Below are 14,914 nucleotides of genomic sequence, written 5' to 3' on the forward strand. Positions count from 1 at the left end.
CGACTTTTCCCCACTCCGTGACGGCCCCGCCCTGAAACTGAGTCACGGGCCCAGGATATCGCCCTTCAAGTCGGAGAGCAGATCCTCGAGGAGTTCTTCCTCGCGGGCGGTGCAGCCCTCCGGCATCCGCCAGGTGAGCGCACCGGGCGGGGACCCACCCTACCCAGCCGACAGGTCGGGAAAAGGGCGTGGCCCCCGGGATCTCCCGGGGGCCACGGCGTGTTGGGGCGGGATCGGTCAGAGACCTTCACCCGTCCTGGGAAGACCGGGCCTGACCGGCGTCTTGCTGGTGGGCCGGCCCGGCGTGCCCGGATCCGTGCTCGTCGGTGTCGCGGTTCCGGTCGGGGACGCGGTTCCGGTCGGTGTCACGGTGCTGGTCGGTGCGGTGGTTGGGGAGGCCGTGGGCTCGGCGCCCTTGTTCAGCTCCCCCGTGATGGCCTCCGTGACGCCCTGGGCGTTGTCGAAGGCCACCGCCATGTATCCGAGCGTCTTCTGGTCGGTGTAGGCGGCGTCGTTGCGTTCGAGGTTGAAGGTCTTCGACTCGCCCTGGTTGACCTTGAAGAACTGGCCGTCGTTGAAGGGCTTGTTCGTCGGGTCGTACTGCGCCCACTGTCCGATGGTGTCGACGGCCGCCTCGTTCCTGAGATCGGTGGCGTAGGCGGTGTAGCTGAACTTGCCCTTGATGCCGACCTGACTGGCGACCACCTGCAGCACCACGGTGCTGGAGTCCGTCGGGGCGAGGGTCATCGAACCGGATGCGTAGACCTTTCCATCGGAGAGATCCGCCACGAACACCTCGGCGATGCCGTTGATGTCCTTCGCACGCACCAGCCCGGAGTCCATGCTGATGATCCGGTAGTCGGCCTTGCCGTCGTTGTCGTTGTCGATGTCGACGTTGTACATGAGCTGGGCCGGGTTGGAGAACCGCGAGCTGGAGTTCAACGCGAAGTTCACGGTCCTGAGCATCTCGTCGCCGTAGCTCGCCACTCCGACGCTGGCCAGGTCCTGGCCGCTGTCGACCCCGTCCGGGATGTCGGCCGGATCGCTCAAACCCCACGTGTAGATCGCGGTGTAGGCAGCGACCGCGCCGCCCTCATTGGTGAAGGTGACATCGGTTCCCTTGGGCGTGGGCGTGTTTGCCGCCTTCACGTTGGACAGGGAACGCGGAACCAGCAGGTAGGGCATGGTCAGGGTCTTGCCGTCGGACCCGGTGAACTTCAGGTTGCCGGAGGCCTCGTAGAACCACGGCGATTTCGGGCTGTTGACTCCGCTGGGCACGTCGGAGGCCGACACGGTGATCTTGACGTCGACATCCACGCTGCCGCCCGCTGGAACCGTGATCTTCTCCTGGCTGAAGGAGATGGTGGCCTTCTTCGACTTCTCGGCCGGTTGCGAGCTGACGGTGAACTGAGCCGCCTCGGTTCCCTTGTTGACGAGAGTGACCTTGCGGGTGGCCTCGAAGGTGGTGGACGACTCCGCGTACCCGAAGCTGAGCCCAGCCTCACGCACCACGGTGCCGTTGACCTCCGTGGAGTCACCGTAGGCGACGACGGAGGCGCCGACCGCATCAACGGGGTCGATCAGACCTCCCCCGAGAGTGGGGTCGTATCCGCCGACCTTCTCGGGATCGGCGGTGTTGACCAGAGAGGCCGCGATCTCCTGGGCGTTCCAGTCCGGGTGGGCCTGGACTGCGAGAGCGGCCACGCCGGTGACGTTCGGGGTGGCCATGGAGGTACCCGAGTCGGCGCGACCGAGGTTTCCGGTACCGACTGCCGCCGACAGGATCGAGACGCCGGGGGCGGTCACGTTCGGGCGCACGGCCGAGTCACCGCTGCGCGGACCCGCGGAGCTGAAATCCGCGAGTTTGCCGTAGTCCCTGTTGGGGATTTCGTTGGCGGTCAGGGTGACCTCCTTGTCGTGGGCGGCGACGATGGCCTCGGTGTCGGAGGACTTCACCCCGAGCAGCGGAACGTTGACCCGCCACTGCTCACCGGTCTCGGGGTTGCCGGTGATCAGGCCCTCGTAGGGAGGAAACTCATCGTTGTCGTTGATCATGATGGCTCCCGCCAGACCCCAGCGCTGGGCGTTCATGGCGCGCAGCACACGGGCGCAGTCGCCGCGCCTGGTGACCACGATGGCCCCGCGCGGAACACTGGCGTACTCGTCACGATCGCAGCCGGCCGAGATCTTGTTGTCCTCGGTTCTGAGGACGTGGAGCTTCGCGCTCTGGGGGAGTTTGGCGCCGTTGACGTTGATGGTCTGGATCGTCTTGCCGTCGATGGTGAGCTGCGCGGCCGGGTAGTTCTCCATGGGATCGTTGGCGGCGACGGAGATCACCCCTGCGCCGGTGCCCGGCGAGGACGTCAGGTAGGGCTGCGAACCGGCGTTGCCCGCGGCGGAGACCACCACGACACCTGCTGCCACCGCATTGGAGACGGCGACGGCATCGGGGTCGGTGGCCCTGCCGAACGGCGAGCCGAGCGACAGGTTGATCACGTCCATGTGGTTCTTGACGGCCCAGTCGACGGCATCTGCGGTGAGGCTGCTCTGCCCCTCGCAACCAAAGATCTTCAACGCGTACAGATCGGCCTCGGGAGCCACGCCGGGACCAACCCGGAACTCGTTGTTGTGGGTGGTGGAGTCGTAGGGACCCTTGTAGGTCTCGCCGTCAGTGGTCACCCCTGACCCGGCGGCGGTGGCCGCCACGTGGGTTCCGTGCCCGAACTTCTCGCAGTCGATGGGGTTGGCGTCCGGCTGCGGGGTGTTCTGCCCGGTGTAGGAGTCGCCCGCGAAGTCGTGTCCACCCTTGACGCGGGAGCCGTAGTGGGAACTCGGATCAGAGGCCGCGGTGGCCGCGACGAACGCGTCCGGGGTGCCTTCCCCACCGAAGGTGGCGTGGGTGTAGTCGACTCCACTGTCGATGATGGCGATCTTGACGCCCTTGCCGGTGTAGCCGGTGCCGCCCGCACCCTGCCAGACCTTCGGGGCGCCGATGTAGGGCACGCCATTGGTGTTGCTTCGCTCGTGCTCGGGAATGGCCTGCACGCTCTTGACCCCGTCGATTGCCTCGACCTTGGACAGCTGGCCACTGTCGATCGTCACCCGCAGGCCGTTGTAGGCGGACTGCAGGCGGTTCTCGACGGTTCCTCCCAGGACGACCACCTGCGCGGCCACCTTCTTCTGGGCCTCGTCGAGATCGTCCTGTATCTGCTTTTCCTCGCTCTCGCTCAGGGAACCCCCTTTGCGCGCCTTGACGACCGCAACGGGATCCTCCTTGAGCTCCACCATCACCGTGACCGGACCCTGCTCCTTGAGGATCTCCTTGGCGGTTTCAGCGGGAATCTCGGCCTTCGGGGCCGGCTTGATCAGATCGGATATGTTCTGCGGATCAGCTGTCTCGTCGGCCGAGGCCATTGCCACCGGGGTGATGAGAGCCAACACCCCGATCATGGCCAATAGTCTGCTACGTCGCACAGTTCTGCCTTTCATAGTCCGGAGTGCGACCCCGGACGGCACCACAAAGTGGCGACACATCGTCCAGGTACTTGAGGCAAACCTTAGTTAGCGAGGGGTGTTTTGTGAACCCCGGCGGTCGAAATTGGTCACGCCGCGACCCGTTCGGAAACTCCTGCTAACCTTCCAGAACGCCGGGGTGCCCCACCGCAAGGGGCTGAGATCAAACTCGTCGAACCTGATGCAGTTCGCACTGACGAAGGGAGCGCCATGAACATCGCGTCCGTCCTCACCCACCTCCGTGCCACGACCCCGCTGGTCCACTGCCTGACCAACACCGTGGTGCCGCAGATCACCGCCAACGTCCTGCTGGCCGCCGGAGCCGCGCCCGCGATGATCGACCTCCCGGAGGAGGCGGGGATCTTCGCCGGGATCGCCTCGGCGGTGCTGATCAACGTCGGCAACGGCTCCTCGGAGCAGCACACGGCCCAGCGGACCGCCGCCAGGTCAGCCCACGAGGCGGGCACCCCGTGGGTGCTCGACCCGGTCGCGGTCGGTGCGCTGCCGGCGCGGACCGCCCTGGCCCGCGAGCTGCTGGACCTCTCCCCCGCCGCGATCCGGGGCAACGCGTCCGAGATCCTGGGTCTGGCGGGCGCCAGCGCCGGGGGTCGGGGAGTGGACTCCACCGACCCCGTCGAGGCCGCGGTGGGGGTGGCGCGGGAACTGGCCGACGGGCACGGGACCGTCGTGGCGATCTCCGGGGAGGTCGACGTGGTGGTCAGTACATCGCGGACCACGCGCGTCCACGGCGGTGACCCGTTGATGCCGCTGGTGATCGGCACGGGCTGTTCGCTCGGCGCGTTGGTCGCGGCGGCGCTCGGCGCCACCCGGGAGCATCCCTGCCCGCACGACGCGGTCGTCGCCGCCCACGCCCTGTTCGCGGCCGCGGGCACCGTGGCGGGCCGCGAAGCGAAGGGCCCGGCCAGTTTCGAGATCGCCTGGCGCGACGCCCTGTACGCGCTGACCCCCGATGAGGTCGCCTCCCTGGTCACCGTCGAGGAGGCCTGATGCGGGTCGACTGGCGGCTCTACTACGTCACCGACCCCGACCTGTCCGGTGGTCGCGACCGCGTGGCCCACACCGTGGAGCAGGCCGTGCTGGGCGGGGCGACGGTGGTCCAGTTCCGTGACAAGCAGGCCGACGACGACACCTTCCGAAAGGGCGTGTTCGCCTGCCGGGAAGCCATCGAATCCGCCGTGGCCAAGGGTGCGGCCGGGGCGGAGCTGTTCGTCAACGACCGTCTTAGGATCGCGGTCGAGCTGGGAACCCACCTGCACATCGGGCAGTCCGACGGCGACCCCGCGGTGGTCCGCGAGGCGCTCGGACCAGACCGGCTGCTGGGGATCTCCGTCAGTTCCCGGGCCGAGCTGGATGCCGTGGCAGCGGGCGGATGTGCCGACGTGATCGGCCTGTCCCCGGTCTGGAACACCAGCACCAAGACCGACACCGCCCCGGCGCTGGGGCTCGAAGGGGTCCGGGAGTTGCTCGCCGCCCGACCCGCGGGCCTGCCCGCGGTGGCCATCGGGGGGATCAACACCACCAACGCCGCCGAGGTCATCGCAACCGGGGTGGACGGCATCTGCGTGGTGTCCGCGATCGCGGCGGCCGCCCGTCCCCGCGAGGCCGCGGCCCGGCTGAGAGAAATCTGGGAGAAACCATGACACCGAGAACCGCACTTTCCGTGGCGGGCTCCGACCCGAGTGGCGGCGCCGGAATCCAGGCCGACCTGAAAACCTTCGCCGCCCTCGGGGTGCACGGCATGGCCGCGCTGGCCGGCCTGACGGTTCAAAACACCCAGGGGGTGCGGGCCGCTTCCCCCGTCGACCCGGGATTCGTCGTCGCGCAGGTGGAGGCGGTCCTCGACGACATCGAGGTGCACGCCACCAAGCTCGGGATGCTCACGAACGCGGGGATCGCGGAGGCGGTGGCGGACCTGATTACCGCACGCCGGGCGGACTTCGGTTTCCTGGTCCTCGATCCCGTGATGGTGGCGACCTCGGGAGACAGACTCCTGGCGGACGAAGCGGTGGAGGTGGTTCGCACCCGGCTGCTGCCGCTGGCCGACCTGGTCACCCCGAACGTCCCGGAGACGGCGGTGCTGGCGGGTTCCTCACCCGCGGGCGACATCACGGAACTCCAGGCGCAGGCGGAGGACCTCGTCGCGGCGGGCGCCCACGCGGTCCTGGCCAAGGGCGGTCACCTGGCCGGTGAGGAGCTGACCGATCTCCTGGTCACGTTGAACGGGACCGCCCGGTTCACCAGTGCCCGCGTGGACACCCGTAACACCCACGGTACCGGCTGCACCCTCAGTTCCGCGATTGCCGCCGGCGCGGCGCGCGCCGGAATCGCGCCGGGCGACATCGTCCCGGAGCGGGTGGTGGAGGAGGCCCGCGATTTCCTGCACCGCGCCATCCTCGCGGGGGCCGGTTGGCGGCTCAGCCGCTCCCCCGGGACCGGGCACGGTCCGGTCAACCACCTGATCAACCTCGAAGGAGTGCAGGCATGACCTGGCAGACACGGGAGTTCAGCGCCCTGGCCTGGGAACGCATCACCGAGATCCGCGGTCGCATCGACCGGCTGCCGCTGCTCACCCAGCTGGCTGACGGCACCCTGGAGCCGCGTCGTTTCGTCGAGTACATCGTGCAGGACGACTTCTACCTGCGCGGCTACTCCCGGGCCCTGGCGCTGCTGGCCGCCCGGGCCCCACACGCGAGGGCCCGGTCCTTCTGGGCGCGGAGCGCCGGGGAGGCCGTCGCGGCCGAGACGCTGATGCACGACGCCCTGTTGAACGACCCGCTGCTGCGCTCCGCCCCGCACGCGACGGCCCCCTCCCCCACCACCCGCGGCTATGTGAATTTCATCCAGACCGCGGTCGCCTACGACCCCTACCCGGTCGGGGTGGCGGCGGTGCTGCCCTGCTACTGGGTCTACGCGCAGGTGGGCCTGGACCTGGCCAGGCGGGCCGAGGCGGTGGAGAACCATCCCTACGGAACCTGGGTGGCGACCTACGCCGACCCGGCCTTCCAGGAAACCACCGCGGTGGCCATCGAGTTGCTCGACGAGGCGGCCGAGGCCACCGACGACGCGACGAGAACGGTCATGCTCGACACCTTCGCAGACGCCACCCGCTACGAGGAGCTGTTCTGGGAACGCAGCCACTCCCTGGAGGCCTGGACCCTGTAGCCGCTCCTACACGGAACCCACGGCAGGTGCGGGGCATGACCCCGACGATCATGCTGGTGCTTTCCGGGGTGGTGGTCAGCTCGATCTTCAACGCCGGGGTCTCGACCATGAAATACCTGGCGGATCCCGAGAGCGACCTGCCGGCCATCACCTTCTGGCTGACGGGTTCCCTGTCCGGGATGCGCTGGGACAACCTGGCCTTCGCGGCCCCCGTCATCCTGGCGGGGCTGGTGGTGGTCATGATCGTCTCGTGGCGGCTGAACCTGCTGACCATGGGCGACGCACCGAGGTGGTGATGATGGACGAACCGACCAGCCACCTCGACTACCGAAACGCCACCACCGTGATCTCAACCGCCCACACCCTTGCCCACGAGCAGGGCAAGGCGGTGGTGATGATCACCCACATGCCCGATCAGGCGTTCCACTACCCGTCACGCACCGCATTGATGAAGGACGGCCGTTTCTTCGCCTCCGGTCCGAGCGAGGCCGTGCTGACGAGGGAGAACCTCAGCGAGGTCTACGACATGGACCTGCTGGTGCTGACCGCCTCGGATGACGACGGCCACGAATATCTCACCTGCCGTCTCACCCTCGAAGAAAGAGAGTCCCGCGGGTAGGGATCCCTCGAACCGGTTGAAACCGAGCCGCGTCGGAGAGACCCGGGGAACCTCTTCAGATTCCGCACCTCGTGAAAACGATGTGTCCCGGCCCTTTCCGGAACCGGGACACACCTTCCGAGGAGGTCAGCCCTCGCGCTGTTTCAGCACCGCCTTGGCGGCCTGGATGATGGCTCGGGTCTGCATAGCCGGGATCTCCGGGTAGAGCATCGCCAAACAGCAGCCGCGGGCGCCGAGCATCGGGTTGAGCTCGTGGAGGCGCTTGACCTGGGCGAGGGTGGCGCGGGCGACCTCCAGCTCGGAGGCGTCGCCGCCGGTCAGTTCGAGGCGCTGCACCAGCAGCGACCGTCATCAGCACTTCCTGCCACATGCCACGCAGACCACTGGCACCAATCCACACGACCCGATCCTGTGATCCACCGAAACAAGTATCTTTTCTTCCAGCTCCTTTGCAATAACCGCTCGGTCCCGCAATCGTGCGACATACGCCACACCAACAACCCCCTCCCTGATAAACACTATTGCTACGCCCCTATGACGCCGTCTTCACTCTTCACCAAGAATCAGCATTGCTGCTCGCGAGCGCGCCCTGCTCAAACGCTTCCGGAAGGCAGCAGACGAAAGCCCCATCAGCTTCGCGGCAGTTGCGCTGTCCAAGTTTTTCCAGTATGTGATTTGCAGAATCTCGCGATCCACTGAGCTTAATTTCCGCAAAGCCTCAGCAACCACACGCCTTCTCACCACCAACTTCTGGAAATCTGCACAAGACACTCCATGAACAGACTCATCAAATGCAACGCTAGAGCAACTACGGCGAATTCTATCACCTATCTTGTTTCTGAGAACAACATATACCCAAGAAAGCCTTGGCGAGAATCCTTCTTCCTTAACCTCCATCCGCTCCCACAGAACGATAAAAACCTCAGCAACAACATCTTCCACTTCCGAGCGAGGAACCCACCGTGAAGCCCATCTACAAACGCACGGTTTCCAGCGTTCGTATAAGATATTAAACGACTCCTCGACACATGTCTCCTGGCAAATCTCGGCTTCCATTGCCCCTCCTAGAAGTCCCAAGTTTATTGCGCCACGTCTGCCCTTACCCCAAACGGATCACCTGGTCGCAGGTTTCCCAGACGGCCCGGTCGTGGGTGGCGACGAGGACCGTCGCCCCGCCCTTCGCCAGTCGTCGCAGATGCCCGACCACCGCCTCCGAGTTCTCGGAGTCGAGGGCCCCGGTTGGTTCATCCGCTAGGATCAACTTCGCTGTTTTCCCGATCACCCGCGCCAACGCGACTCGCTGCTGCTCACCGCCCGACAAAGTGGAGACCCGGCTGTTCTCGCGGCCTTCCAATCCCACTTGGCCCATCAGGTCACTCAATGATTCGCGCGCTCTACGTCGTCCTAGCGCCATCTCAAGGTTCTCTAGCACCGTCGAATCCTCCACCAAAGCGTAGTTCTGGAACAAATATCCCAAAATCTCCCTACGGAATCGCCGAACCTCCCCACCGGACAAACGAAGAATATCCCGCCCTTCGAACAGGATGGAACCCAAGTCCGGGGTTTCCAAGAGCCCAATGCAGTTGAGGAGAGTACTCTTACCTGCCCCGCTGATCCCGGTAAGCGCGGTCATCGTCCCGGAACCCACGGCCACGTCCAAATCGCTCCACAACACACGAGCTCCGAAAGACTTGCTCAGCCCGCTGATATTCAACATCACGCCTCACTGATTCCCATCTTGATGATCCGCCGGTGAACCCAGCACAGGGTTCCACACATCCCACCCGAGACGACCAGAACCACGAGCAGCCCCGGCAGCAGGTCGACCGCCCGCAGCCCGGGCGCCGCCCCGAGCCCGCCGCCCATGGCCAGCATGGCGTCGTGTTCGGACCGCAGCTGCAGGATCTGCCACGGGATCCACACGAGCACCCCCAGGGCGAGAACCACCTCCAGGGCCAGCAGCAGCCGGTAGGAGGCGAGGGGGTTTCCGCCGTGCAGGTGGCGCACGAAAATGCGTTGCCCGCGCAGCTTGCCGTGGGACACCACGAGGGACAGCCCCGCCACCAGCGCGATCACGAATGCCACGGCCGCCTCGAACACCGCGATCCGCAGCTGGGTCAGTGCATCCGCTGCATGGTGCGCGGCCCGCGTCTCAACCGGGGTGATGCTCGTGACGTAACCTGCGAGCCGGGGATCCGCCTCGACCTGTTGGACGAGCGCATCGGCGTCGAAGAGCAGGGCCCTGCCCCGGGATGCGGCGGACACGTGGTCGGTGAACAGCTCGGGAGGTGTCACCAGCACGATGGCGTCCTGTATTCGCGTGGTCTCCGGTTCACCGGAGCCACCTCCGGCAACCTCACTCGGAATACCGAACAGGGGGAGTTCCACACCGCTCGGCATCATGAAGGAGCCCATCGGGAACCCGCGTTGGTCTCCCGCTTTGAACTCCGCCTGTTCGCGGGCCTCCGGCAGGATGGTCTCCCGCTCCTCCCATCGATTTTCGGGAATGAGCACCGTCACTCCTTGGGGGTCCACCACGTCGCGCGCATCGCGGCCGTCGCTCAGGCGGATGGGGTTCGCATCCAGGTAGCGCTGGTTGATGAACAGGAAACTCCCGGAGTCACCATCCACGGGGTCGGCCAGCAGCAATCGCCCGGCCCGCGCCTGCTGTTGCAGCCATGGACCCATCACCTTTCCCATGGCGTTCTGTGCCTCATTTGAATAGGCCCCACCCATGAGGAGCAGGTGCGCCCCGGGAACGGCCCGCATGGTTTCCAAGGACTGGTTTCTGTTGGCCGATGCGGTGGCCAGCGACAGGCACTGGTTCAAGGCACCGAGAGCCAACACCACCGCCCCGGCTCGCATCAGCCAGGATGCGACGATGATGCCCCGCGCCGGCAACTCGCCCTTGAGGGCCCGGACCAGCTCGACGCTCCACACGGCTCCCAGCGTCAGCAGAGCCCCAGACGCGGTGAACCCCAGGAAAATCATTCCCAGGGCCCCGGCGTGGGCCAGCCACTCCCACAGCCCCACCCCCTCCTGGGTGAGGACCGCCCAGAGCCCGCCGGCAGCCAGGGTGAGCACACCCGATGCGAACCAGACAGCCCCCAGGGGAACGACTTCCTTGAGCGCGGCACCGAGGACCGAGCCGCCGTGGAGCCGGGAGATGGCGTGGCGTCTGGTCCGCGAGATCACGAGAGCGGCCGCAACCGAGGCCAGCATGAGCCCCGTGACCATCTCGGATGGCTCCGGTCTCCTGGGTGAGGGCCAGCGGGGCAGCGTTTCCGATTCCACCTCGGCCCCCATCGAACGCAACACGTCCGCCAAGGCGGGCGCGGCCTCCTGCCGCCCCAGGACGAGCCAGTCCCCGACGGGACTGTGATGCTCGATACCGTTCATGGCCGCGAAACCGGTGCGCATCGAATCCCCGAAATCCACCCTGGGCTGGCGGGCGATGATCTCGTCCGCCCCCGGCCCGGTGATGTGGATGACCCGCGCCCCGCGATTGTCCTGCACCGCCGGCTCGATCTGCCCTACCACGACGTTGCGCGTGACGGCGAAGGCGCTGATGTCGCGCCGCAGATCGACGGTGCTCCGATCCCCCGGCCACTCCCTGACGGCAATCGTCTCGTCACTGGTGAGGGGCAACGCACTGCTGCGCGACTCCACCGTGAGAGCGGTGAGAACCAAGGCCACGATCCACGACGCGACCAGCAGACACCTCGCCAAGAAGTTCAGCAAGGCGTGAGCCCTTCACCCGCGGTCATCAATAGCACCGTTCATTCTTCGACCAGTAGGCGTGATCAGCCTTCTCCGGATGCGCACGCTGCGCAGTCCTCGCCCATCCCCCTTTACCAGCAGTGCGACAACTGTATTCCTGATAGCCGTTGATCGTGCTAGCCCGATGGAAAACCGATCCGTGATAGTAATGAGAATAGACAGTAGCCTGCTTCCCATTGTAGTAGGTGATCCCGTAGCTCCACGTGCCTCCGCCCGCCGAGATGGTGATGGCAGCAGCCGCGGGTGCCACAAGACCCACTGCCATGAGACTGCTCGCAAAAGCCGAGACCAGCTTGTACTTCGTCTTCATCGACGCCTCCTTGGAGATTTCCTGCCTCCGCCGCCCCAGTTTCGAAACGGTTTCATCAGGTAGTGATGCCTCATGTATTGCAGGATAGAACCGAAGTGTGACACCCTTTCCCGTCATTTGCGCCCAGTTTTGGAAACGACGGGAGGGCCGGGCCCGGTGCGGGCCCGGCCCTCCTTTGGTCCGGTTCAGTCCTCGCGCTGTTTCAGCACCGCCTTGGCGGCTGCGAAACGGGCGATGGGCACCCGGTACGGGGAGCAGGAGACGTAGTCCAGGCCGACGGACTGGAAGAACTCCACCGAATCCGGATCACCGCCGTGCTCGCCGCAGACGCCGGTCTTCAGGTTCGGTTTGACGGAGTGTCCCTTCGCGACACCGATCTCGACCAGCTGACCAACGCCGGCCACGTCGATGGATTCGAACGGGTTGCGTTCCAGCACCTGGCTCGTGACGTACTGGGTGAGGAAACCGTTCTCGGCGTCGTCGCGGCTGATGCCGATGCCGGTCTGGGTGAGGTCGTTGGTGCCGAAGCTGAAGAAGTCGGCGTGCTCGGCGATCTGGTCCGCCACCAGGGCGGCGCGCGGCAGCTCGATCATGGTGCCGATCGCCACCTCCAGTTCCTTGCCGGCGGCCTTCAACTCCTCGGCGACCGTCCTCTCCACGATCTCGCGCTGGATCTCCAGCTCCTTCGACAGGGCCACCAGGGGAACCATGATCTCCACACCGACCGTCTCGCCCTCACGTTCCAGCACCGCCAGGGCGGCACGGATGATGGCGCGGGTCTGCATGGCCGGGATCTCCGGGTAGAGCATCGCCAGACGGCAGCCCCGGGTGCCGAGCATCGGGTTGAGCTCATGGAGGCGCTTGACCTGGGCGAGGGTGGCACGCGCGGCCTCCAGCTCGGAGGCGTCGCCGCCGGTCAGTTCGAGGCGCTGCACCAGCAGCGACTGCTCCACCAGGTTCGGCAGGAACTCGTGCAGCGGCGGGTCGAGGAGCCGGACGGTGACGGGAAGCCCCTTCATCGCGGTGAAGATGCCCTCGAAGTCGGCCTGCTGCATCGGCAGGATCTCGTCGAGCGCATCCGCGCGGGCCTCGTGGGTTTCCGCCAGGATCATGCGACGCACCGCGGGCAGCCGGTCGGCGGCCATGAACATGTGTTCGGTGCGGCACAGCCCGATGCCCTCGGCGCCCAGTTCGCGGGCCTTGGATGCGTCCTCGAAGTTGTCGGCGTTCGCGCGCACCCCGAGTTCACGGACCTCATCGGCCCACGAGACCACGCGCTGGAAGTCCTCGTTGATGCGCGGCGGGATCAGTTTGATCTCCTGCCCGAACACGTCGCCCGTGGAACCATCGAGGGTGATGACCTCACCCTCCTTGATGACCCGGTCGCCGACGGTGAGGGTGCGGCCCTTCACGTCGATGTGGATGCCGGAGGCACCCGCGACGCAGGGTTTACCCATGCCACGCGCCACCACGGCCGCGTGGGAGGTCATGCCGCCGTGGGCCGTGAGCACGCCCTGGGCGACGATCACGCCGTGAATGTCGTCGGGGGTGGTTTCGTAGCGAACCAGCACCACCGCTTCGCCACGTTCGCCGCGCTCGGCGGCGGTGTCGGCGTCGAAGACCACCTCGCCGACCGCGGCCCCCGGGGATGCGGGAAGGCCCTTGGCGATGGGTTGCTCACCGTGTGACGGGTCAATGGCGGGGTGCAGCAGCTGATCCAGCTGGTCCGGTGCGATGCGCAGCAGCGCTTCCTCCTTGGTGATGACGCCCTCGTCCACCAGGTCGGAGGCCATCTTCAGCGCGGCAGCCGCGGTGCGTTTGCCGTTGCGGGTCTGCAGCAGGAACAGCTTGCCGTTCTCGATGGTGAATTCCATGTCCTGCATGTCGCGGTAGTGGTCCTCCATACGGCGCATCGTTTCGATGAGCTCGTCGTAGGCCTCGGGCAGCACCTCGCGCATCTCCTCGAGCGGCCGCGGGGTGCGGATTCCGGCCACCACGTCCTCGCCCTGGGCGTTGACGAGGAACTCACCGTAGAGTTCTTTGGCGCCCGTCGAGGGGTTGCGGGTGAAACACACGCCGGTGGCGGAGTCGTCGCCGCGGTTGCCGAAGACCATCTGCATGATGTTGACGGCGGTGCCGAGGTCGGAGGGAATGTTGTTGGCGCGGCGGTACACCTCGGCGCGGGGATTCTGCCAGGAACGGAACACTGCGTTCACGGCCCGGTGCAGCTGTTCGACGGGGTCGGAGGTCCATTCGCCGCCCAGGTGCTCGTTGCTGATCTCCTTGAAGGTGGCGACCAGTTCCTTCAGGTCCGCGGGCCCCAGGTCGGTGTCGAGTTCAACACCGCGCTTGCGTTTCAGTTCGGTCAGTGCGTCCTCGTAGGCGTAGGCCGGGACACCCTCGACCACTTCGCCATACATCTGGATGAAGCGGCGGTAGCAGTCCCACGCGAAACGTTCGTTGCCGGATTCCTCGGCGATGGCCACCACGGACTCATCCGAGATACCGAGGTTGAGGATGGTGTCCATCATGCCGGGCATCGAGAACACCGCACCGGAACGCACCGAGATCAGCAGCGGATTCTCGGAGCCGCCGAGTTTGCGTCCCGTGCGTTCCTCCAACCGGGCCAGACCCGCGTTGATCTCGTCCGCCAGGCCGTCGGGCCACTCGCCGCCCCGGTCCATGGTTTCCACGCAGGCCGTCGTGGTGACGGTGAAGGCGTCGGGGACAGGGACCCCGACCCGGGCCATCTCAGCGACGCCCGCCCCCTTTCCCCCGAGCAGGTTACGCATGGTCGCGTCACCCTCCGAGAGGTCGTAGATGTAGCGTTTCTCGCTCATTCGCGTTTATCTCCCTTGATCGTTGCGACGGGTCTACCTCGTCCGCACCCAACCTTAGCGGTTTCCCGTGAGGACCCACCAAAGTTTGCGCAGGATTTGAGCTCTCAGGCCCGCACACCGGGCATTCGATGCCATCACGTCCCCGGGTAAACTTGCTACATGTTGAAGCCATTGGTCGGAATCGCCGGCATACTACTCACCGTGTCCTTGGCCGCTTGCGCCGCGGACACTCCTGCCGAGCCCGGGGATCCGGGAACTGAAAAGTCTCCCACCGGTTTCCCCATAGCCACCGCCCCCACTGAGATGCCCAGCACCACGGACACGGTGGCTCCGCCCGAAACCCACATGGAGGCCATCCGGGCCGACCTGGACGGGCGTGGCGTGGGCGGTTCCGATGCGACGCTGGTGGAGGCCCACCGGAAGACCTGGAACACCGGCGCGCTGGGCTGCCCGCTTCCCGGTGCCAACTACACCCAGGCCCAGGTGGAGGGCTGGCAGGTTGTGGTCAAGGTCGGGGACAAAACCTACGATTACCGCTTCGGGACGGATTCCTCCCCGACGCTGTGCGAGAACAGCATGAACTTCACTGGTGATCCCACTGCGTCTCCCACGGACATCTGAGACCGGCGATCCCACCGATCGGGTTGTTTGGAAAAACAAAAAGGGATG

Annotated in this window: 13 protein-coding genes, 1 pseudogene and 1 riboswitch; of the genes and pseudogenes, 7 read left to right on the forward strand and 7 right to left on the reverse strand. The window is 66.1% G+C overall.

Annotated features, from left to right (window positions below):
- Window positions 1-237 precede the first annotated feature (237 nt).
- Complete coding sequence (locus tag ACO6D6_RS13495) at window positions 238-3,489, reverse strand: S8 family serine peptidase (protein WP_484785766.1); 3,252 nt, start codon at window positions 3,487-3,489, stop codon at window positions 238-240.
- Window positions 3,490-3,638: 149 nt separating this feature from the next.
- Window positions 3,639-3,735, forward strand: a riboswitch (TPP riboswitch).
- Between ACO6D6_RS13495 and thiM the strand changes: the two genes are divergently transcribed.
- The 6 genes from thiM (at window position 3,724) to ACO6D6_RS13525 (ending at window position 7,315) form a co-directional block, all read left to right on the forward strand.
- On the forward strand, window positions 3,724-4,521 hold the full coding sequence (gene thiM, locus ACO6D6_RS13500) for a hydroxyethylthiazole kinase (protein ID WP_484785767.1): 798 nt from the start codon (window positions 3,724-3,726) through the stop codon (window positions 4,519-4,521). Its footprint overlaps the riboswitch before it by 12 nt.
- Window positions 4,521-5,174, forward strand: a complete 654-nt coding sequence (gene thiE, locus ACO6D6_RS13505) for a thiamine phosphate synthase (protein WP_484785768.1) — start codon at window positions 4,521-4,523, stop codon at window positions 5,172-5,174. The genes thiM and thiE overlap by 1 nt, the downstream gene beginning before the upstream one ends.
- The gene (thiD, locus tag ACO6D6_RS13510) at window positions 5,171-6,019 is read left to right on the forward strand and encodes a bifunctional hydroxymethylpyrimidine kinase/phosphomethylpyrimidine kinase (RefSeq protein ID WP_484785769.1); all 849 of its coding nucleotides are present in this window, start codon (window positions 5,171-5,173) and stop codon (window positions 6,017-6,019) included. The genes thiE and thiD overlap by 4 nt, the downstream gene beginning before the upstream one ends.
- Window positions 6,016-6,696 (forward strand): TenA family protein, encoded by a 681-nt coding sequence (locus ACO6D6_RS13515; RefSeq protein WP_484785770.1) that lies wholly within the window; start codon window positions 6,016-6,018, stop codon window positions 6,694-6,696. Before thiD ends, ACO6D6_RS13515 begins: the two co-directional genes overlap by 4 nt.
- Before the next feature lie 35 nt (window positions 6,697-6,731).
- Window positions 6,732-6,992, forward strand: coding sequence for an iron chelate uptake ABC transporter family permease subunit (locus ACO6D6_RS13520; protein ID WP_484785771.1), 261 nt, complete (start codon window positions 6,732-6,734; stop codon window positions 6,990-6,992).
- A gap of 2 nt (window positions 6,993-6,994) precedes the next feature.
- Window positions 6,995-7,315, forward strand: a complete 321-nt coding sequence (locus tag ACO6D6_RS13525) for a hypothetical protein (protein WP_484785772.1) — start codon at window positions 6,995-6,997, stop codon at window positions 7,313-7,315.
- A 138-nt stretch (window positions 7,316-7,453) separates the two neighbouring features.
- Here the strand turns inward: ACO6D6_RS13525 and ACO6D6_RS13530 are convergent.
- The 6 genes and pseudogenes from ACO6D6_RS13530 to ppdK form a co-directional block, all read right to left on the reverse strand.
- Window positions 7,454-7,663 (reverse strand): annotated as a pseudogene (locus tag ACO6D6_RS13530) (putative PEP-binding protein); the annotation flags it as partial.
- A gap of 198 nt (window positions 7,664-7,861) precedes the next feature.
- Window positions 7,862-8,371, reverse strand: a complete 510-nt coding sequence (locus ACO6D6_RS13535; RefSeq protein WP_484785773.1) for an RNA polymerase sigma factor — start codon at window positions 8,369-8,371, stop codon at window positions 7,862-7,864.
- Between the two features lie 43 nt (window positions 8,372-8,414).
- Window positions 8,415-9,032, reverse strand: a complete 618-nt coding sequence (locus ACO6D6_RS13540) for an ATP-binding cassette domain-containing protein (RefSeq protein WP_484785774.1) — start codon at window positions 9,030-9,032, stop codon at window positions 8,415-8,417.
- Window positions 9,032-11,056, reverse strand: a complete 2,025-nt coding sequence (locus ACO6D6_RS13545; RefSeq protein ID WP_484785775.1) for a hypothetical protein — start codon at window positions 11,054-11,056, stop codon at window positions 9,032-9,034. The genes ACO6D6_RS13540 and ACO6D6_RS13545 overlap by 1 nt, the downstream gene beginning before the upstream one ends.
- Before the next feature lie 25 nt (window positions 11,057-11,081).
- Entirely contained in the window at window positions 11,082-11,405 is a 324-nt protein-coding gene (locus ACO6D6_RS13550) for a lactococcin 972 family bacteriocin (protein WP_484785776.1), read from the reverse strand.
- Between the two features lie 185 nt (window positions 11,406-11,590).
- Window positions 11,591-14,245 (reverse strand): pyruvate, phosphate dikinase, encoded by a 2,655-nt coding sequence (gene ppdK, locus ACO6D6_RS13555; RefSeq protein ID WP_484785777.1) that lies wholly within the window; start codon window positions 14,243-14,245, stop codon window positions 11,591-11,593.
- Between the two features lie 159 nt (window positions 14,246-14,404).
- On the opposite strand from ppdK, the gene ACO6D6_RS13560 reads away from it, so the two are divergent.
- Window positions 14,405-14,866 carry a hypothetical protein gene (locus ACO6D6_RS13560; RefSeq protein WP_484785778.1) on the forward strand — a complete coding sequence of 154 codons (462 nt, stop codon included), beginning with the start codon at window positions 14,405-14,407 and terminating at the stop codon, window positions 14,864-14,866.
- Window positions 14,867-14,914 lie beyond the last annotated feature (48 nt).

The organism is Arachnia sp. (assembly GCF_057238465.1).